The sequence below is a fragment of the Psychrobacter sp. Sarcosine-3u-12 genome (assembly GCF_002836005.1).
Classification (GTDB): Bacteria; Pseudomonadota; Gammaproteobacteria; order Pseudomonadales; family Moraxellaceae; genus Psychrobacter; species Psychrobacter okhotskensis.
The window spans coordinates 1-20,447 of record NZ_PJBY01000070.1 but is presented as its reverse complement, the minus strand read 5'-3'; the positions used below and the strand labels follow the sequence as shown (position 1 = coordinate 20,447).

General features: G+C 43.8%; 17 protein-coding genes and 1 pseudogene. 9 read left to right on the top strand and 9 right to left on the bottom strand.

Annotated features, from left to right (window positions below; all coding sequences use genetic code 11):
- Positions 1-47 precede the first annotated feature (47 nt).
- Positions 48-1,416: pseudogene (locus CXF65_RS15250) on the top strand (MDR family MFS transporter).
- Positions 1,417-1,825: 409 nt separating this feature from the next.
- Here the strand turns inward: CXF65_RS15250 and glmS are convergent.
- The 7 genes from glmS to hisF all read right to left on the bottom strand — a co-directional run bounded on the left by glmS (position 1,826) and on the right by hisF (position 10,032).
- Positions 1,826-3,670 (bottom strand): glutamine--fructose-6-phosphate transaminase (isomerizing), encoded by a 1,845-nt coding sequence (glmS, locus tag CXF65_RS01945; RefSeq protein ID WP_101210848.1) that lies wholly within the window; start codon positions 3,668-3,670, stop codon positions 1,826-1,828.
- Positions 3,671-3,861: 191 nt separating this feature from the next.
- Positions 3,862-5,238, bottom strand: a complete 1,377-nt coding sequence (gene glmU, locus CXF65_RS01940; RefSeq protein WP_101210847.1) for a bifunctional UDP-N-acetylglucosamine diphosphorylase/glucosamine-1-phosphate N-acetyltransferase GlmU — start codon at positions 5,236-5,238, stop codon at positions 3,862-3,864.
- Between the two features lie 163 nt (positions 5,239-5,401).
- Positions 5,402-5,983, bottom strand: a complete 582-nt coding sequence (locus tag CXF65_RS01935; RefSeq protein WP_101210846.1) for a phosphatidylglycerophosphatase A — start codon at positions 5,981-5,983, stop codon at positions 5,402-5,404.
- Between the two features lie 3 nt (positions 5,984-5,986).
- Positions 5,987-7,036 carry a thiamine-phosphate kinase gene (thiL, locus tag CXF65_RS01930; protein WP_101210845.1) on the bottom strand — a complete coding sequence of 350 codons (1,050 nt, stop codon included), beginning with the start codon at positions 7,034-7,036 and terminating at the stop codon, positions 5,987-5,989.
- A gap of 2 nt (positions 7,037-7,038) precedes the next feature.
- Entirely contained in the window at positions 7,039-8,181 is a 1,143-nt protein-coding gene (gene nusB / locus CXF65_RS01925) for a transcription antitermination factor NusB (protein ID WP_101210844.1), read from the bottom strand.
- Positions 8,182-8,429: 248 nt separating this feature from the next.
- Positions 8,430-8,951, bottom strand: coding sequence for a 6,7-dimethyl-8-ribityllumazine synthase (ribE, locus tag CXF65_RS01920; protein ID WP_025653207.1), 522 nt, complete (start codon positions 8,949-8,951; stop codon positions 8,430-8,432).
- Positions 8,952-9,249: 298 nt separating this feature from the next.
- A complete protein-coding gene (gene hisF / locus CXF65_RS01915) occupies positions 9,250-10,032 on the bottom strand; it encodes an imidazole glycerol phosphate synthase subunit HisF (protein WP_101210843.1) in 783 nt (260 codons plus the stop codon).
- Positions 10,033-10,220: 188 nt separating this feature from the next.
- Here hisF and CXF65_RS01910 point away from each other — a divergent pair, with 188 nt between their 5' ends.
- The 5 genes from CXF65_RS01910 to CXF65_RS01890 all read left to right on the top strand — a co-directional run bounded on the left by CXF65_RS01910 (position 10,221) and on the right by CXF65_RS01890 (position 14,413).
- On the top strand, positions 10,221-11,486 hold the full coding sequence (locus CXF65_RS01910) for a homoserine kinase (protein ID WP_025653209.1): 1,266 nt from the start codon (positions 10,221-10,223) through the stop codon (positions 11,484-11,486).
- 47 nt (positions 11,487-11,533) lie between these two features.
- Entirely contained in the window at positions 11,534-11,866 is a 333-nt protein-coding gene (locus CXF65_RS15105; RefSeq protein ID WP_227523180.1) for a hypothetical protein, read from the top strand.
- On the top strand, positions 11,867-12,763 hold the full coding sequence (locus tag CXF65_RS01900) for a class II glutamine amidotransferase (protein ID WP_101210842.1): 897 nt from the start codon (positions 11,867-11,869) through the stop codon (positions 12,761-12,763).
- A 73-nt stretch (positions 12,764-12,836) separates the two neighbouring features.
- Positions 12,837-13,949, top strand: coding sequence for an AAA family ATPase (locus CXF65_RS01895; RefSeq protein ID WP_101210841.1), 1,113 nt, complete (start codon positions 12,837-12,839; stop codon positions 13,947-13,949).
- Positions 13,949-14,413, top strand: coding sequence for a type II toxin-antitoxin system VapC family toxin (locus tag CXF65_RS01890; protein ID WP_101210864.1), 465 nt, complete (start codon positions 13,949-13,951; stop codon positions 14,411-14,413). Before CXF65_RS01895 ends, CXF65_RS01890 begins: the two co-directional genes overlap by 1 nt.
- Before the next feature lie 3 nt (positions 14,414-14,416).
- Here the strand turns inward: CXF65_RS01890 and CXF65_RS01885 are convergent, their stop codons facing one another.
- A complete protein-coding gene (locus CXF65_RS01885) occupies positions 14,417-14,965 on the bottom strand; it encodes a YchJ family protein (RefSeq protein WP_264754718.1) in 549 nt (182 codons plus the stop codon).
- Positions 14,966-15,015: 50 nt separating this feature from the next.
- On the bottom strand, positions 15,016-15,732 hold the full coding sequence (locus tag CXF65_RS01880) for a metal-dependent hydrolase (protein ID WP_101210839.1): 717 nt from the start codon (positions 15,730-15,732) through the stop codon (positions 15,016-15,018).
- Positions 15,733-15,845: 113 nt separating this feature from the next.
- Between CXF65_RS01880 and CXF65_RS01875 the strand changes: the two genes are divergently transcribed.
- From CXF65_RS01875 to CXF65_RS01865, 3 genes are all read left to right on the top strand, one after another.
- Positions 15,846-16,898 (top strand): DUF3025 domain-containing protein, encoded by a 1,053-nt coding sequence (locus CXF65_RS01875; RefSeq protein ID WP_101210838.1) that lies wholly within the window; start codon positions 15,846-15,848, stop codon positions 16,896-16,898.
- A 288-nt stretch (positions 16,899-17,186) separates the two neighbouring features.
- Positions 17,187-20,024: an aconitate hydratase gene (locus tag CXF65_RS01870; RefSeq protein ID WP_101210837.1), complete on the top strand. Its 2,838-nt coding sequence runs from the start codon at positions 17,187-17,189 to the stop codon at positions 20,022-20,024.
- A gap of 237 nt (positions 20,025-20,261) precedes the next feature.
- Positions 20,262-20,447: transposase (locus tag CXF65_RS01865; protein WP_198551944.1), on the top strand; the 186-nt coding region annotated here is incomplete at its 3' end.

Here is a 20,447-nt window from a genome sequence, read left to right as displayed (position 1 = left end):
CTTAGCGTATCAAAAATTGATTCTGTTAATAACTGAAGAGAGTTTTAATGTCTACCCTTGCAATTGAACAAAACCAAACTGGTATAAAACCAATTCCCATTTTGATCGCCTTTCTAATCGCAGGATTCGTCGGATTATTTAGCGAAACGGCTTTAAATATGGCGCTTGGTAATTTAATGACTGAATTTAATGTCGTTTCCTCGACAGTACAATGGATAACCACAGGCTACTTACTGACGATGGGCATACTCATTCCTGTGTCCGCGCTATTGATACAATGGTTTAGCACTCGGCAGTTATTTGTGGCCTCACTGCTATTTTCAATTGCTGGCGCGCTAGTCTCTGGTATCGCCCCTATGTTTGAGGTATTACTCCTAGGCCGTGTCATTCAGGCAATCGGCACCGGTTTATTGATCCCGCTTATGTTCAACACTATCTTGATTATTTTCCCTATTCATAAAAGAGGGACGATTATGGGATTGGTTGGGCTGGTCATGATGTCAGCACCCGCTATAGGCCCCGCTACGGCAGGATTGATCATTGAAGTACTGAGTTGGAATTGGATTCTTTGGCTGCTCATTCCGTTTCTAGTTTTTTCATTGATATACGGACTGCTTTTTATGCAGAATGTTACGGAGCTGACCAAGCCCAAAATCGATGTACTTTCCATCTTTTTATCGACGCTTGGCTTTGGCGGTATCGTCTATGGCTCTAATCTCTCTTCTCATATTTTCGTCAAGACAGTTCAAACTCGATAAGCCCATGTTAGATCTGCAGACTTTAAAATATCCAGTGTTCACCTTAGCCTTATTGAGTGTGTCCGCCACATTTATGATTATTTTATCAAGCATGATTTTGCTGCCTTTGTATCTACAAATTGGACTCGGGTTAACGGCGCTTACTGCAGGTCTTATATTGATGCCAGGTGGCGCAATAAATGGCATTCTTTCACCAGTCGCAGGCCGTGTCTATGATATATATGGCGCCAAATGGCTGTTTACGCCGGGCTTTATCATTATGCTTATTATGCTCTGGCTGCTATCGAATGTGACCACTGAGACCTCTATTCTGATGGCAATCTTGTTGCATTCAGGTCTTATGATTGGCGTGACATTCGTTATGATGCCTTTGCAAACTCATGGTTTGAACGCACTACCCAAAAATCTGTATACAGATGGGACAGCTTTGATCAATACGTTACTACAAGTCTCTGGCTCTATCGGAACCGCTTTGGCGATTACAATAATGTCGGCTTCGCAAAATAGTTTCTTAAAAAATGTTGCCAATCCATCAGATCCCTCTATGGCAAGCACATCGTTAACCGCTGGTGTACAAACGGCCTTTATCTTGGGTATTGTACTGGCGATTAGCGGGTTGATTATGTCGTTTTTTATAAAAACATCAAAAGAACATTAACCAAAAACGCATCTATAACTTTTTTCATTTTCTCTGTGATATTACACTTTAGATGTTAGGGCGTGTTGAACATTCACAAATAGGCAGTGCTCATCGCTAAAATTGTTCCATATAAGGCGCAAGTCGACGATAATGTTAATACCTTAGCTAGACTTGTAACGCAGTATGGGGCGATTTTAGCATCAGCCCCGATACTAACAGAAATAGTCTCTGTCAGTGCCATGGTTGAATGTTCAATAGACCCCAGTCTAAAACTCAAAAAAAATCCTTCGCGATCTCGTTAATATGAGATAGCGAAGGATCAATCATCACACAATAGTATGATAGGTAATTAATCAGTATGATAAGTAATTACTTGATATGATAGGTAATTACTGAATGACAAATCAATCATCTGAAAATTAAAAACTTACTCAACCGTCACCGATTTTGCGAGGTTACGTGGCTGATCGACGTCAGTACCACGCATGACTGCCACATGATAGGACAATAGCTGCACGGGCACACTGTATACGATAGGGGCTAGCGTCTCGCAAACATCAGGCACATAGACCACGTGCATTCTATCTTCTGCGACCATCTTGCTTTCTTCACTGGCGAATACAAACAGCTCACCGTGACGCGCATGTACTTCTTGCATGTTGGCTTTTAGCTTATCAAACATACTGTCTTTTGGCGCTAGCACCACAATAGGCATGTCTTTATCGACCAATGCCAATGGACCGTGTTTCAGCTCACCTGCTGCATAGCCTTCTGCGTGAATATAAGAGATTTCTTTTAGCTTCAATGCGCCTTCTAAGGCAATGGGGAACTGCAGGCCACGACCTAAAAACAAGCAGCTTTTCTTATATTCAAAGTGTTCACTCATGGCTTTGATAGGGGCGTCGAGGTTTAAGCTGGCATGCAGTTGACCACGTAGTTCTTGTAATTGACCTAGCAGCGTGGTTAATTTTTCGCCAGTCATACGCTCCTGCACGACACCTACTTTTAAGACCAGTAGCATCAAAGCGGCTAGCTGAGTCGTGAATGCTTTGGTAGAAGCAACGCCAATCTCAGGGCCGGCAAGCGTGGGTAAAAAGATATCCGTTTCACGTACCAAAGATGAGGTCGGTACATTACACAAGGCCAAGCTGACTAAGCCTGCTGGCGTGTGCTTTTGTATATCACGTAGTGCTGATAAAGTGTCTGCGGTTTCACCAGATTGCGAGATGCAAATCACCAAAGTGTTATCAATGACGACCGGATTACGGTAGCGGAACTCACTAGCGACTTCAACGGAACAAGGCACACGAATTAGGCTCTCAAACCAATATTTTGCCACCAAACCTGAGTGATAACTGGTGCCACAAGCGATGACTTGGACATGTTTAATGCCTTTTAATTGTGCTTCATGACGCTGCAAAAAGTCATCGCGCAGTTTAGACGGCTCATCGCTATCTAACGCCATCTCAACCGTACGAGCAACCGCATCTGGCTGCTCATAGATTTCTTTGAGCATATAATGCTTAAACTCGCCTTTATCAGCATTATGCTGGGCGGCGTCGATCTCATGTATCTGACGTTTCACCTCGACACCCTCGGCATAAACTTTAATGCTGCTACGCGTCAATTTGGCGATATCGCCTTCTTCTAAATACATAAAGCGATTGGTCACGGGTAAAAGCGCTAATTGGTCGGAGGCGATAAAGTTCTCACCAATGCCCACACCGATGACCAGTGGCGAGCCCAAACGGACGGTAATCAGCTCGTTTGGGCAATCAATATGCACAATACCAAGGGCAAAAGCACCATGTAATAAAGGAATAACCGCACGAACTGCTTCTAATAAATCAGGCGTGCTTTTGTAGATATCATTGATTAAATGAGCGACGACTTCGGTATCGGTTTGCGAGGTGAACTCATAGCCTTTAGCAATCAGCTCTTCTTTTAGCTCGGCGTAGTTCTCAACGATACCATTGTGGACAACAGCAATTTTACCGGATACGTGCGGATGGGCGTTACGCTGGGCGGGCTCGCCATGCGTGGCCCAACGTGTATGCGCAATACCAATATGACCATCAAAAAACTCTGGATTGACTGCGACGGCATCGACCAAGGCTTGTACTTTGCCTACTTGACGCTCACGGTGTAATTCGCCATCACGAATGACGGTCAAACCGGCGGAATCGTAGCCGCGATACTCTAAACGTTTAAGACCTTCAAGTAAGATATTAGCGATATTACGCTCAGCAACTGCCCCGACTATTCCGCACATAGTGATTCCTTAAATTCGATGTTTCATGTTTTGATGTTTCGATATTTCAATAGTTTAGATTTTGATGATGTTTCGATATGTAATGATGTTTGTTTAATCTATAAATATAAATAAGCAGCACCACAAATCATTGTCGTACTGCTTAAGTTTGCTCAGAGCTAGCTTCATTGAACTAACTGTCAAAGCTGCCGTTATTTTTTAGTCGGTCGCTGGAAGTCATCTTTTTGCGTTTGGCGCGCGCGACCAAAGGCTAATGCTTTACTATCGACATTTTTAGTAATCACTGAACCTGCTGCAACCGTAGCGGTATCACCAATGGTTACTGGCGCGACCAAGCTGGCGTTAGAGCCGATAAAAGCATTGTCTTCAATGATGGTTTGCGATTTATTGGCGCCGTCGTAATTACAAGTAATGACACCAGCACCAATATTGACGCCTGTACCAACCGTGGCATCGCCAACATAGCTTAAATGATTGACTTTGCTGCCATGACCGATCGTCGATTTTTTGATTTCGACAAAATTTCCGACCTTGCTATTGTCAGCCAATACGGTTTCTGGACGCAAATGGGCAAAAGGACCAACATCGACACCTGCACCAATCTCAGCATGATCAATCACACAATAAGGTTTAATATGACAGGCATTACCAATTTTCGCGTTTTTGATGACACAACCCGCTTCGATATAAACGTTGTCACCCAAGACACAATCGCCCTCAAACACCACGCCAACATCGACGAATACATCTTGACCTGCGCTCAAGCTACCGCGAATATCAACGCGCGTCGGATCAGCAAACTGGACGCCCGCTTCTTGTAAGTCTGCAACCAGTTTACCCTGCCATGTGCGCTCCAAGCTGGCCAGCTGTTGACGGTTATTGACACCTTCAATCTCAAACGTATGTTCAGGCTCTATCGCGGCAATCGTAATGCCATCAGCAACGGCCATTTTGACAATATCAGTGAGATAATATTCTTGCTGCGCATTGTCATTAGAGAGCTTGGGCAGATATTTATGCAGTAGAGCATTGTCAACGCAATAGATACCGCTATTAATCTCTTGGATATTCTGCTCATCAGCGCTGGCATCTTTTTGCTCGACGATGGCTTCGATATTGCCGTTTGTATCACGTTTGATACGACCGAGGCCAAATGGATTATCAACCGTTAACGTCAGCATCGACATGCCACTAGTGTTAGCTGCCTTCAATGCCGCTAGCGTCTGGCAGCTGACCAATGGCACATCACCATACAGAATGAGACTCTGTCCCTCTGCTGGTAAGTCAGCTAAAGTTACTTTGACCGCATGCCCTGTGCCTAATTGCTCAGTCTGGGCGACCCAAGTAATTGAGGACTGCGCATATTGGCTGGTAATTTCTGATTTTACTTGCTCGCCACCAAAACCATGGACGATGATAGTCTCATCCATCGTCAGCTGATGACAGGTATCTAATACGTGGCTTAACAATGATTTGCCAGCCAGTGTCTGTAGCACTTTTGGCTTAGCCGACTGCATACGCGTACCTTTACCGGCAGCAAGGATAATGACAGAAAGAGGAGAGGTCATAGTAGCTCGTTAAATGTAACAAAATATAATCTATTATTATAACGCAAATGTTAAGACGAAAAAACGCAATGCCGTGCAAGCTTTGTAACTTAAAGTTATATAAAAAGTTACATAACAATTAATATAAGAAAGCCTAATTACGCATCTGCTTATAGAGTATTGACTATAACAGCATACCGAGCATCACAATTATCCATACCGCTGCCGCCATTACGCCAGCAATAATATCATCAAGCATAATACCGAGACCGCCAGCGACCTTCTTATCTGCCCAACCAATTGGTGGTGGCTTAATAATGTCAAAAAAGCGAAACAAAACAAAAGCGATGATAAGCGCAATGACCGATAAGCTCTGTGAGATATCTTGCCAATAACTGGCAGTAGAGACACTCATATAAGAAAATGGCAGTAAAGTAATCCAGATACCAGCCCATTCGTCCCAGACGATATGCGGATCATCATGACCTTGCATCAGCTCAGAGGTACGACCACATATCCAAATACCAATGAGGCAGGATAGGATAGTAATAATCAAAAATGGCACAAAACCTAAGCTCATTAGAGGTATGGCGACGATTAAACCACCCACCGACCCCCAAGTACCGGGCGCACGGCGAGGCAAGCCACTACCTAAACCAATACCAAGCCAATAAACCGCACGATCAAGCAGGCTAGCATTTGCTGGTAGCGGTGGGCAGTCATTTGCTTGTCGGATATCAGGCTTGGAGAGGTCTTGATCGGTCATGGATTAACCTGCAAAATGTTGGTAACCAGTAAGGTCGGGCCATGTTGAAAATGGCGCGGAATGAGTTGGGGTGACTAGTTGTCCTTGATAAAATAACTCAGGACGTAAAGCGGTAGATGTGTCTGTGTATTTATGATTTGTCATCGCAGTCACCTCACCGATACAGGTGACTGGCGTGTTGCTGTTGTTATTAACACGAGGTTCGATATCAGCAGGCAAAGTAAAAGCCAATTCGTAATCATCCCCACCCGTCAGTTGGCATAATAAGCGCTCAGATAAATCAACGCTTGCTAATGGCTTGCTAGTAGGTAGCTGCTCCAGATTAAGGCGCATACTAACGCTGCTTTGTTGGCAGATATGTCCAAGGTCTTGATAAAGACCGTCAGAGATATCTATCATCGCTGTAGCACCAATTTTTGCTAAGGCTGCCCCTAAGGCAATACGCGGGGTCGGCATGTGCAATCGATGTGCAAGCTCTACGCCTTCGGCGTTGTCAGGATGCTGCAAGGCATAGCTGGCATCGCCGAGCGACCCTGATACATATATTTTATCGCCCACTTTCGCCCCTGAACGGTAAACAGCTGCCGTGTTGGCATCAAGCAATCCTTGTGCGCTGACACTTAATATTAAGCTATCACTACGCGTGGTATCACCACCAATAAGGGCAACCCCGAATAATTGGCAGGCATGAAACAAGCCTTTAGCAAATTCACTTAACCATTGCTCATTTGCCAAACGCTCAGGTAAGGCCAACGCTAGCAGAATGCTATGCGGGGTTGCACCCATCGCAGCAATGTCTGAGACGTTAACCGCAACCGCTTTATAACCGATGGCAAATGCCAGTTCATTGACTTGTTGCCAATCAGCGCTAAAGTGACGACCTTGGACGAGTGTATCGATGCAACTGACCAAGCGCGCGCCTGCAGGCAAGCTCATCACCGCGGCATCATCACCAATGCCTTTTTCGACACTGCTTTTTTTGACAATGTTGGACAATGACTGTGGCATTTGCATTTGGGAAAATATGCGCTCGATCAGCTCAAATTCGTTCATGGTTAGTCTTGGCTTTTTGCATCAGGGCTAACAATCTCATCAGAACTAACAGTTTCGTCAGGACTAACAGTTTCATCAGAACTAACAAGATTAGAGTCAATTAGACCAATATCAACGGCCGTATTTTCTTCGTTGCTGTCGTTATTGACAGCGTTAGCAGCTACCTTTTCTTCTGCAGGCTGTTCATCAACGACGACATCTTTTTTAACAATGCTTTCTTCAACAATGCTTTCTTCAACAATGCTTTCTTCAACAATGCCTTCTTCAACAATTGGTTCTGCCGCAGTCGCTGTTTTAACAGTATCATTTTCAACCGTGTTTTCAGCAGCATTTTTCTTAGTTGCCTTAAAGTCACTAATATTCGCACTGGCTTTACTAGCGCTGTTGCGTTTGACGGTGGCATTATTGGCACTGATACGTGGCTTGTTTGAAGCAGTTGACTTTTCTTCAATACTTTGTGTATCAGCACTATTTTCTATATTGCTATCAGTTTTTACTGCAGGTTTAGCAGCCGCTTTTTGTGAGGTGCGTAGATTGGCTTTACTATCTGCTTCTACTTCGACAGCACGTAGCTCAACCGCCATTTTATCAAGGACGGCGTTAATCAGTTTATGAGCGTCAGTGGCACCAAAGTGATTATTCAGCTTCATCGCTTCATCAAGCACGACTTTATAAGGGATTTCTAAATGATTTTGCAGCTCATAAGCACCAATCAAAAGAATAGCGTGTTCAACGGTATCAAGTTTATCGATTTCACGGTCAAGATGCTGGCTAATAAGCGCATCTAGCGCTTCAATCTGCTCTGGAATATCGTGCATCATTTCATGATAATAGCCAATATGTACCGTATGCATGGCATTGGTAGCACGCGTACGAGCGGCGATATCATGCGGCGCATTGGCCTTCCAGCCAAGCTTACCACTAGTGTCGAAGCGGCGGTCTGTGACGAGCCATTCGTATAGACCTTGCATCGCAAAGCGTCGCGCTTTACGGACAGCGGTGTGACTGGTCTTATAAGAAGACTCACTCATATCGAAGGTTTGATCACCCGCACTGCTGCTCGCAATACGCGTGGCTTCAGCTTGACTATCATCGGTTTGGGCAGTTTTCGCAGCACTAATAGCGCGCTTGAGTTGGTCAGTCATAAGGGGTCTATACCTAGTTTTTAAGATAAGAAGTTTTAAAATAAAATGTTAAATAGTGGTCGGCTGGTAAATTTACCAGACAGTTTTGGATACTGCTGTTGAACATTTACACTGCACACTTAGGGCTATTGCAATAACCATAGCCCTAAATAGTTTAATCAACAATAATGCTTATTAATAATCAACGGTGCTTAATCTGACTTAAAAATACTCAAATGTTAATGAGTATGAATAAGTAACGAGTTTAATTAAGCGTCATCGCTATCGTCGTCAATGTCTAGCTGTGATAGCACTGCAATCATCTCTAGCACGACCATGGCGGCTTCTGAGCCTTTGTTACCGGCTTTCGTGCCAGAACGCTCAATCGCTTGCTCGATGCTGTCAGTCGTCAATACACCGTTGGCAACAGGAATATTATAATCAATCGCAACGCTGCTTAGGCCTTTGGCTGATTCACTCGCCACAAAGTCAAAATGCGGCGTGCTACCGCGAATAATCGCGCCTAACGCAATGATGGCGTCAAAGCGATCTGACTCAGCCGCGCGTTGGGCAACCAATGGCAACTCAAATGCACCAGGCACACGGATGACGGTAATATTGCTACCCAATACACCATGGCGCAGTAGGGCATCGATTGCGCCATCTACCAATGATTCAACGACAAAACCGTTAAAACGACCGACGACGATACCAATACGAGCGCCTTCATTTTGATGCAGGTTGCCATCGATATGAGTCACGTCATTGCGTTGCTGTTGTAAATTCGACATAAAAACATCCTTCGCCTCATGGGCTTTTAATTAAAATGTAGGAGTAGTTAAATATAATGATAGATTCAAATAATACCAAACCCAAAAAGTATGATTGGCTGTGTCAAACTTGTTTAGTCTACAATGCGTAGTACTTACACTCGTTTTCCTTGCTACTCTAATTTTTGTGATTGGTATCACTTATTCGATTGGTTATCACGCAAACGAATTGAGCGTTAAATGAACGAAAACCAAATGATAATAAGCAGTTAGCGCTATGATAACATTTTTTCTAATTTATTTGCATTTTACCAACGTATTACAGGCGCATCTGTATCCCTTGCGCTGCCATATATTCTTTTGCTTCTTGCACCGTATATTCACCGAAGTGAAAAATACTGGCGGCAAGCACAGCATCGACCCCGCCTTGTAATACTCCTTCCGCTAAATGTTGTAAATTACCGACGCCGCCTGAGGCAATGACAGGCACATTGACGCGGCTGGTAATTTGCTTCATTAAGGCCAAGTCATAGCCTTTTTTAGTACCGTCACCGTCCATCGACGTCACTAATAATTCGCCAGCGCCGAGTTCAGCCATTTTACTTGCCCAAGCGACGGCATCGATGCCCGTTGGCTTGCGACCGCCATGGGTAAAAATCTCCCAACGCGGTACGATAATGCCATTAACCTCAATATCAGCAACGCGCTTGGCATCGATAGCAACGACGATACATTGATTACCAAATTTCTGCGCCGCTTCGCCGACGAATTCTGGCGTAAAGACGGCTGCAGAATTAATCGCCACTTTGTCCGCGCCTGCATTGAGTAAATTACGAATATCAGCGATTTTACGCACACCGCCGCCGACCGTTAATGGCACAAACACGGTTTCTGCCATACGTTCAACGGTATGATAGGTGGTGTCGCGCTCGTCATTGGTGGCCGTAATGTCCAAAAAAGTAATCTCGTCAGCGCCTTGTTCGTTATAGCGCTTGGCGACTTCAACAGGGTCGCCAGCGTCTTTAATATCAACAAACTGCACGCCTTTGACCACGCGTCCATTATCAACGTCCAAACAAGGAATGATACGCTTTGCTAACATAGGGTCTTTCACCTTATAATCAATTCTCTCAATGCGCTAGTCTAGCAAAATCACCGCCATATCAGGCAGATTTTCGCAAGATTATTACGCTTTTCGCTATCGTTTGCCCAAGCGCGCTACAATTGTCGCCATTGCTGTTTAAATCTGTCCTATTTAACTTTTTATTTAATTGCCAAAAGTGAGATGTCATGTCCGTCTATACCCAGTTAACCAATGATCAGTTTGCCGCCTTTTGCCAACGCTTTGGCGTCTCGTTTGCGCGCGCCATTCCGATTACCCAAGGCATTAAGAACTCTAACTGGTTTATTCAGACGACTGATGATGTAGATGGTGCGCACTCTTATGTATTTACCTTATTTGAAGAGCGGCCACCAGAAGATATCGAAAAAATGGCAGTTATCCTTAATCAATTAGATGGTAAATTGCCGGTCGCTGCGCCATTGGCATTGATCGATGGTGAAGGATTAGACAGGGATAAAAATAGTGGTGATAAACGCTATGTTATCCATTACGACAATAAAGCCATTACCTTAGTACCTTGTTTGGCTGGCTCGCATCCACAGCAAACCACGCAAGCGATGTGTCATGAAATCGGTGCCGCTTTAGCCATGCTGCATGAGACGCTGCAAGTATTACAGCCTGCGGAAGAATATGGCGTACCTTTGTATCCATGGTCAGAAGTACGTGACCGTGAAATGCAGTTTATGCCCGGTGACGAAGCCAAGCTGATGAGCGATATTTGGCAGTCATATAGCGAATTACCGCTTGCGACCTTGCCAAAAGGCTTGTGTCATCTAGATATGTTTGCTGATAATACGCTGTGGAACTTATCGTTAAATAATATCCAAAAAGGTGAAGAGCGCCTCACAGGCTTGTTAGACTTTACCGAAGTCAGCGTCGAGCATTATGTGATGGATATTGCCATTACGATTAATGATTTTTGTACCACGTGGGGCGATGCTGAGCAAGGCGAGTCGGTGAATTTTGATCGCAGTAAAATGGTGGCTTTTTTGCAAGGCTATGAGTCAAAACGTCAGCTTGGCGAAGATGAAAAACGAGCGTTGCCTGTTATGCTGGCCAAAGCGGCGGTTATTTTTTGGCTATTGCGTTTAAACGTTATCCATTACAACCGTACCGAAGGGCGTACTGGCGATAATATCATGGTCAAAAACCCTGACCTGATGAAACGCCTTGCTGCTTATCATTGGTCACATGTTGAAAAAGCGCAAAATACGGTGTTTGTTTTAGAACACGCGCTTTATAAAGACGATGATAAAAACAACGATGTCGAAGATTTTAAATTAATCGGCGTATTTGCTACTGAGCAACAAGCGCAAGCAGCTATCAACCAATTAAAATCACAACCTGGTTTTAAAGAGTATCCAAACGGTTTTCATATTGATGCTTATCCGCTAAATCAAATTAACTGGTCATCAGGTTTTGACTTCTATTAAATTCATCTGTATTAACAAGACATTTAACTGTTTAAAAGGAATTTACCATGACTGATCAAGTTGATAACTGGCACAAACTGGCGCGCTACGATACCAATATGCAAGGCGAGCTGCATGCCAATCTGCTGCGCAACAATGGCATTACCGTGTCCTTGCAACCGCTCAGTGCGATTCCCGGGATGAATTCTGGTGTCGTGCTGTGGGTAGAAAACACGGATTTGGCACAAGCCCAGCGTATCCTAGATGGTGTTGAAAGCGATGACAATACTGGGGCGGATTTGTTGGCTAGTATGAGTGATATAGAACTTGGTATTGTGTCAGGTAATCCGGTTAATCATGACGCAGCAGACAATCAATATAATAAAGGTGGTAACGCGTAAATGTGTCAACTCTTAGGAATGAACTGTAATACGCCAACCGATATTGGCTTTAGCTTCGCAGGTTTCCGCAAGCGCGGCGGTATGACAGACAGTCATGAAGATGGCTTTGGCATTGCGTTTTTTGAGCGTAGTGAGTGCGACTCAGAGCATGCTTCAACTGGTTTGCGTCTTTTCCATGATAATAAACCAAGCCATTTGTCACCCGTTGCTGATTTGGTTAATAATTATCCGATTAAAGCCATGAATGTTATCGCCCATATTCGTAAAGCCACCCAAGGGCAAAATTGTTTGGCGAATACTCATCCTTTTGTCCGTGAAGTCTGGGGCGAGCAGTGGGTATTTGCGCACAATGGGCAGATGAATAGCGAGTTTATTAAACGCTGTCAACGCTTGCAAGACAATGGTAACGCGTCACATTGCCAACCAGTCGGCACAACTGATTCTGAAATGGCGTTTTGTTATCTGGTCAATCGCCTAAAAAGCAGCTTTAAAACCCGACCTGACGACAAAACGCTGTTTAATTTTTTGACCATCCAATGTCGCTATCTGTCTGCTAATGGTTTGTTTAATTGCTTGATATCTAATGGCAAATGGCAATTGGCTTATGCCGGTAGCTTATTGTTTTATCTCACTCGTAAAGCGCCTTTTGGGGAAGCCAAACTGGCTGATGATGATTTGGCGATTAACTTTGGTGATGTGACCACAGATCAGGATAAAGTCACTATCTTAGTCACCGTGCCATTGACTGAAAATGAAAAATGGCAACAACTGGCGGTCAATGAATGTCTCATCTTCCAAGACGGCGAGATCCTCTTTAAAGACAGCCCAAGCCAGCGTAAGTTTTTGACGGTTGACGAAGGAATTGCGGTGGCACGGGCGGTTGGGGCGAGTGTTTAGGATGGTTGGCTTGTATTTTTAAATTGGTTGTTCCACTATGAAATTAATAGTTTAATAAAAATTAGGTGAAGCCATGTTAGGCAATGACATTCAAATAAAACAGCTAGTAGGTGTCGGTGATGTACATCTCAGTTTTCAACCTGACCAAAGAGTGTATTGTCTAATCGGTGAAAATGGCATTGGTAAGACCAGATGTTTAGAGGCTTTGTTTGCTTTATATTTTACTACCAATGAAATCCTTCATCCTAGCACTATGAGCGATGAGCTATTCACATTTGATAATATAATTGCTAACGGGCGAACATTTAATAATGTTTCTAATGAAAATTTGAAAGGTTTCGAAAGTCATGGTATGGCTGTAGTCATGATTGGAGCTTTGAATCGAGGCACAATCAAATATCATGAAGGTAATTTTGAAAAAAGTATTTTATCTTACGGTCCTCGCTTATCAAATTATCTTAGTACAAATCTTTCTGCATTAAATAGCAAAGAAATGCAGAGCATTGGGATGGGTGAGTTATTAAATCAATGGATAATTCAGCGTGCTCAATCTGCTAACCCTTATCAAGCTGTAGAAGATAATCGCGAAGTTGAAATTACCACGCTGCTAAATTTACTTAACAAAGTAGACGAGCGAATTGATAGTAAGTTTCTTGAAATATCAGGTAGCAATCGCGTATTTATCAAGGTAGCTGAACAGAAAACTGAGCTGTCTGAATTATCTAGTGGCTTTGCCTCAATACTAAAAATCATGCAGTCCATTATCGCAGGTTACAGTTATTTCACTAATGAAACCAATATCGCTCATGTCAAAGGGGTGGTCTTCATTGATGAAATAGAAAGCCATCTTCATACCAAATGGCAAGCGACTATTATTCCTACCTTGAAACGTCTATTCCCTAATACTACCTTTTATATCACTACTCACTCTGCTATTGTTTTGAGCCAGTTACAACATGGCGAAGCTTATGAGTTGTATCGTGATAAAGAAGATGGAATCGTAAAAACTGAGCTGATAGAGCATCCGAATAATGCTGCATTTGTAGACCTACTAAAAGATGCCTTTGATATTGATATCAATCGTCTTAAGCTGGCACGTGATAATGCGCCACAGCAAGCAGAAGCAAAGCAGATGCTTATCAGTTTATTAGATGAAAAAATTAAACAACTAGAGGCAGGGCAATGATGAGTGAAAGAGAACTATTGCTTGATGCCAATTATTTAATTTATTTACTAGAGGATAAGGTTGACGAAAATGACGCTAATCTTTTGCAAAAATTAAAGACCTTACGTGCTGAAATAGCTTCAAATAACGTCGAAGTAGTCATCACACCACTCATCCGTTATGAGTTTCTAAGATACTTTTTATGGAAGAAAGGAGATGACGAGGTTAAAAGATATGTTAACGTGATGAACATGCTCACCACTTTAGATATAAGTCAAGATGTCGCAGATTTAGCTGCTGACTTATACCGACTAGATAAATTTATTGCCAACGAAAATAATGTCAATAAAAATATTGATAAACGTCAGTTTGATATATTTCATTTTGCTACGGCTAAGGTTAATGATATCGAATTGCTATCTAATGACAAGCACTTGCCGCAGCTTGAGAAGCTATATACTCTTTACGAAGGAAAACTAATTTAGTTTCTAACTCAAGTACACCCCACAACACCTTTTGAACTTCTCACCTGAACCACAGATACACGGCTGCTTTTGGCTGACAGACATTGAAACGGTTGGATCTAAGAAGTACCAACGCTCATCATTATTGATTTTGTCTGTCACCTTCACAAAGGCAGACAACTCATGATGTGCTTGCAAATCCTCATTTGTCTTGAAGTAAGCCTTAAACTCAACCTGCGCATGGCGTTTACCAAGTTTTGGTGTATGCGCTACGATTTCTAATCCTGCCCAATCTGTTTCTTTTGCCCAAGACTCAATCGCCTGAATATCTAGCAATTTTTGCTGTACAGGTAGCGTGGTCTTGACGATGTATTCTGGCTTGACCAATACAAAGGCGCTATAACGCGACCACATGAGACGCTCAGCAGAGTCCGTTTTTACGCCATCTGTCTTATCAGCTTCTTCGCTCAATAAACTGTCATGATAAGGCTGACAGCAATCTTTATAAAGTAGCGGTGAGCTTATAACGTTTGAGGATGGGTTAATTTGGCAAGGGCAGGTTTGTAGGGACATCGACATTATTTACTCGAGTTGTTAGTCATTTTTTAACAGTTTTATAAATTTCAATTTAGCCAGTTTTTTATCAATTCCGGCCATAGACCGAGTTTTAGCTTTGCCCAAGGTGCTGGGTCACGTAATTGTTGCCAAAATTCATCGAAAGGCGGTGCAAAGTATATTAATAATACAAGGGTGACATACAGCAGCAGATACCACCACTTATCTTTATGCTGATAAAACTTCATCGCCGTACCCGATGAGCGCTTCATTTTCATATTTGATAAATTAACGCTATACAGCTCATCTAATGCCAAATGTACCATAGCACCGCCGAATAAAAACAAACCGTAAAACCAGCTAACTGCCAACGGTAAGTTTAAAATATCATAGCTGACATAGGTCATTCCAAGCCCCATTATCGCCATATAAGGGACGGAATGAATGACACCGCGATGCACGGTCATATTGGTGAAAATCGAAAACACCACGTAACGCATAAAGCCGTAGCCAGCTAACCATAGCGCAATGAGCGCCAGTAAACTCAGCTCACTGCGCCAATGCATCACCAGACCAAAGGCGAATATAAACGAGATAATATTAAAACCCAGCTTAATCGGTGTCGAATTATCAGAATCCAAATCGGGCAATAGCCCACCGATGGTACCGAGCGCCACGCACATCAAAAACCCTGAATCATCGATCAATCCCGCTTTATAAACCGTCAAGCTGAGCGTACCACTGGCCATGAATGCGACATTTAAGTGGGTATTAAAATTTGCCATAAAGATTTGCCATAAAATATCGCTAAGGAGGGTGTTTAGAGCCGCCTATCTAGCAGCAAAAAAGCGCCCTATGATACCATAGACAAGCCCTACGTCTAATAGAGATAGTGAACATGACCGCCACTGATTTACCTGCCAAACCTTATTCAACAGCTTCTTCTGAAGCGCCTATTACAAGCCTGTCTACACGCGACAGCAGTCTTGACAAAAGCTTTGCTGAGATTGATTGGCAAGTGCCATGGCTGGGTCATTTAAACCAATTGGACTATCTCAGTAACGCCATCGCTCAGCTCGGTGGGGCAAACGCTGAAGGCTTTGACAATGCTGAAGGCTCTCATGAAGCTGAGGGCTCTAATGAAGCTAAACCAAAGAGTCGGCCTGACGTGATCGCTAAGGTTTTAAACGAAGCGTTAAACCAGCAAAGTGAGCATTTGCAAAGCCAATTACCTACCACTAAGTCCACGCAAAACAATCAAGCACATGCGCTAAACTTTGTTTCACAAGAGGCGTTGTCAGAAGGCGAAGCATACGAAAGCTTTATTGGCACTAGTGGCAAGATTCCGACACGTGATAACTTGCATGATTTATTTAACGGCAGTATTTGGCTGACTTTTCCAAAGACTAAAGCGCTGCTTAATTATTATCATATGGTAGAGATTGCCCAGCAGGGGATTGGCGCTAGCCGAGGTCGTGTCCGCGATACCATTACTGTGTTTGATGAAAATGGGGCGGTACTAGTGACGTCTGAGCCGCGTATTGGCAAGGCTTTGATTAATTTCGATTGGCAGGCAAGTTTGATAGAGCCGCGCGCGCAGTGGGACAATCCACAACAACTGAATAGTCAGTCTCGGGCTGCGGTTTATGTTTTTGGTCATGCACTGCTTGAGCAATTGATAAAACCGCGCAAACCTTTATGTGCGCACAGTATCGTCATCCTTGTGCCGCAAGATTTCTTTGCCTTGCCGCTATCTGCACGCATGGTCTATCTAGATGGCAAAATTGCTCAATATATGGATAAATTGCTGTCACAAGATAATGTCACACCGCGCCAGCTGGCTCCCTTGCCTATTTTGGGCGTGCCACATTTTTGGGCAGAAAATGCTGATATGAGCTTTTATGAAGATAACTATGTGTTTCGTCATGGTCGCCGTCAAAAGAAAAAGTGAAAAATCATTGAACACCTTATTAATAAACCGCTAAGCGGCTGTTACGTTTACGATTGTGCCACGATTTGACACCGTCTAGGCGTTAACAAAGGGCTCTAAATTTGTTATGGTGAAGGGGAGTCGTTATAAACGACGGAAACACTATTTATCTTTTTCTTTGATTCCAGTGGTCAGTCGATGCAAATTTTATCAGCCTTTTTTCTTTAAGCTCATAAATTCAAAGTTAATCTAGCCACCAGTTATAACAATAAATTCATAACAATCTACCCAGTAGATAAGGAAGCTACCATGAGTGATATCTTTAACGTAAAAGACACCTTGTCGGTCGATGGCAAGGAACATTCCTACTACAGCCTGCCTGAGCTAACCAAAACCTATAGCAATATCAGTAAGCTGCCATATTGCATGAAAGTCGTATTAGAAAACCTATTGCGTAACGAAGATGATGGTCAGTCTGTGGGTAAAAACCACATCGAAGCCGTCGCCAATTGGGACGCAGGTGCTGAAGCGTCAAAAGAAATTGCCTTTATGCCTGCTCGCGTCGTCTTGCAGGATTTCACTGGCGTGCCATCGGTCGTCGATTTGGCCGCCATGCGTGATGCCGTGGTTGAGCTGGGTGGTAAAGCCGAGCAAATCAACCCGTTTATTCCCAGTGAATTGGTCGTCGATCACTCGGTACAAGTCGATGCTTATGGCCGCGAAGATGCGCTAGATTTGAATGAAAAGATCGAATTTAAGCGTAATAATGAGCGCTATGAGTTCTTGCATTGGGGTCGTAACGCTTTTGAAAACTTTGTCGTCGTACCACCTGCGACCGGTATCGTTCATCAGGTTAACCTTGAGTATTTAGCGCGTGTGGTGATGGCCGCTGATGTCAACGGTGAGCTTACTGCCTATCCTGATACGGTGTTTGGTACTGACAGTCATACCACCATGATTAATGGTATTGGCGTGCTTGGTTGGGGCGTGGGCGGTATTGAAGCAGAGGCTGCCATGCTTGGTCAGCCATCATCGATGTTGATTCCACAAGTCGTTGGTTTTGAGATGACGGGTAAATTGACCGAAGGCGTCACCGCCACGGATTTGGTATTGCGTGTGGTTGAAATGCTACGTGCCCATGGTGTGGTTGGTAAGTTTGTCGAATTCTACGGTGAAGGCCTGCACAGCATGCCGCTTGCCGATCGTGCGACGATTGCCAATATGTCACCAGAATATGGCGCAACTTGTGGTATTTTCCCAATTGACCAAATGGCGATTGATTATCTGCGTCTATCAGGCCGCGACGAAGCGCAAATTGAGCTGGTCGAAAAATATGCCAAAGCACAAGGCATGTGGCACGATGCCGACACCCCAGCGGCGACCTATTCAAGCAATTTGCATCTAGACTTGTCCTCAGTACAGCCTGCGCTGGCTGGTCCTAACTTGCCACAACAGCGTATCAACTTGTCTGATATGCACGAAAAATTTGGCGAAACGCTAGAAAAAATGACCAAAGATCGCAAGTCGGAAGTTGAAGGTAAAGTACGTTTCGATCAAGAAGGCGGTGAGCAAGAGCAAGCTGAACACTTGGCGGCTGAGCCGAATATCGAAGTTGATACTAGTGATGATAATGCAGGTTATGCGCCAGCAAACAATGTCTTCTCAAATGTCAGCATCAATGACAAACAACACAAGTTACGAGACGGGTCGGTAGTTATTGCTGCTATTACTTCTTGTACCAATACTTCCAATCCAGCAGTAATGATTGGTGCAGGTCTAGTGGCCAAAAAAGCTGCTGCCAAAGGTCTTAAAGCCAAGCCTTGGGTTAAGACATCGCTTGCACCGGGTTCTAAAGTGGTCACCGACTATCTTGAGAAAACTCATCTGATGGATGAGCTAGAAAAAACGGGCTTCTATTTAGTAGGTTATGGGTGTACGACTTGTATCGGTAACTCAGGGCCATTATCAGAAGAGATCGAAAAAGGCATTGAAGAAAACGACTTAGTCGCAGCAGCGGTACTGTCTGGTAACCGTAACTTTGAAGGTCGTATTCACTCGCATGTCAAAGCCAGTTACTTAGCCTCACCACCATTGGTCGTTGCCTATGCATTGGCAGGTACTGTTGATATTGACTTGACCACCCATCCACTAGGTCAGGATCAAGATGGCAATGATGTGTTCTTAAAAGATATCTGGCCAACATCAGAAGAGATCAATGAGCTGATTGCCAATAATATCGACGCTGAAATGTTCCGCAAAAACTACGGCGAAGTGTTTGACGGTAGTGCTGCTTGGAACGCTATTAGCTCAGCCGATAGCCAGCTGTATCCATGGGATGAAGGCTCAACATATATTAAAAACCCACCGTTCTTTGATGGTATGACCATGGAGCCAGAAGGTATCCCTGATATCGAAGGCGCTCGCATTTTAGGTCTGTTCGGCGATTCAATCACCACCGATCACATCTCACCAGCGGGTAATATCGATCCAGACTCGCCTGCAGGCAAATACTTGCAAGAGCGCGGCGTCATGCAAGCTGACTTCAACAGCTATGGCTCACGCCGTGGTAATGATGCGGTCATGACTCGTGGTACCTTTGCCAACATCCGTATCAAAAATACCATGATGGGCGGTAAGGAAGGCGGCTATACCTATTACTTCAAGGGTGACAGCGCGACGCTACAAGATGGTGAAGAAATGGCCATCTATGATGCCGCAATGAAGTATAAAGAAGACAAGCGTCCGCTCGTTGTTCTTGGCGGCGCGGAGTATGGTTCTGGTTCTAGCCGTGATTGGGCAGCCAAAGGTACTATTTTGCTCGGTGTCAAAGCGGTATTGACCAGCTCATTTGAGCGTATTCACCGCTCAAACCTAGTGGGCATGGGCGTGTTGCCATTGACCTTTAAAGAAGGTGAAAACGCTGAGACTTACAAGCTTGATGGTTCAGAAGTCATCAGCATTAGTGGTCTCGATAATGGTGAGAGCAAAACTGCCAAAGTCACTGCTACTCGCGCTGATGGTTCAACTGAAACCTTTGAGGTTAACGTCGGTCTACAAACGCCAAAAGAGCGCGAATATGTGCGTCATGGCGGCGTGTTGCACTATGTACTACGCCAATTAGCAGCAGAGAGTAAAGACGCTGCTTAATGGTTAATTAAAGTTAGAATAATATAAAGCCCAGTCTCCTTAATATAGGGGACTGGGCTTTTTTATTGGGTGAGAAGGAATAAGTAAGTATTGGGAAGTTTATTTCATTGAATTATCTGAAGTTCTCATTCCAATTCTCTTTAAATACTTTATGTCCTCTACTCTTTATTCCAACTTGCTTGGGAGTTTCCTAAAAACTGTGTAACTGCTTATAATCCATTAACAGGAGAATAAGCAATGACTACTCAATCTGACATTAAAAAACTAGCCGAGCAAATGGCTGGTAGCATGAAAAGCTTTGATGACATCAAAGACTTCCAAAAGCAGCTCATGCAATCCTTTATCGATACTGCCTTAGAGGCTGAAATGGAAGACCATCTCGGCTATCCCAAGCATGAAAAGGCGGATAAACCTAATAAGCGT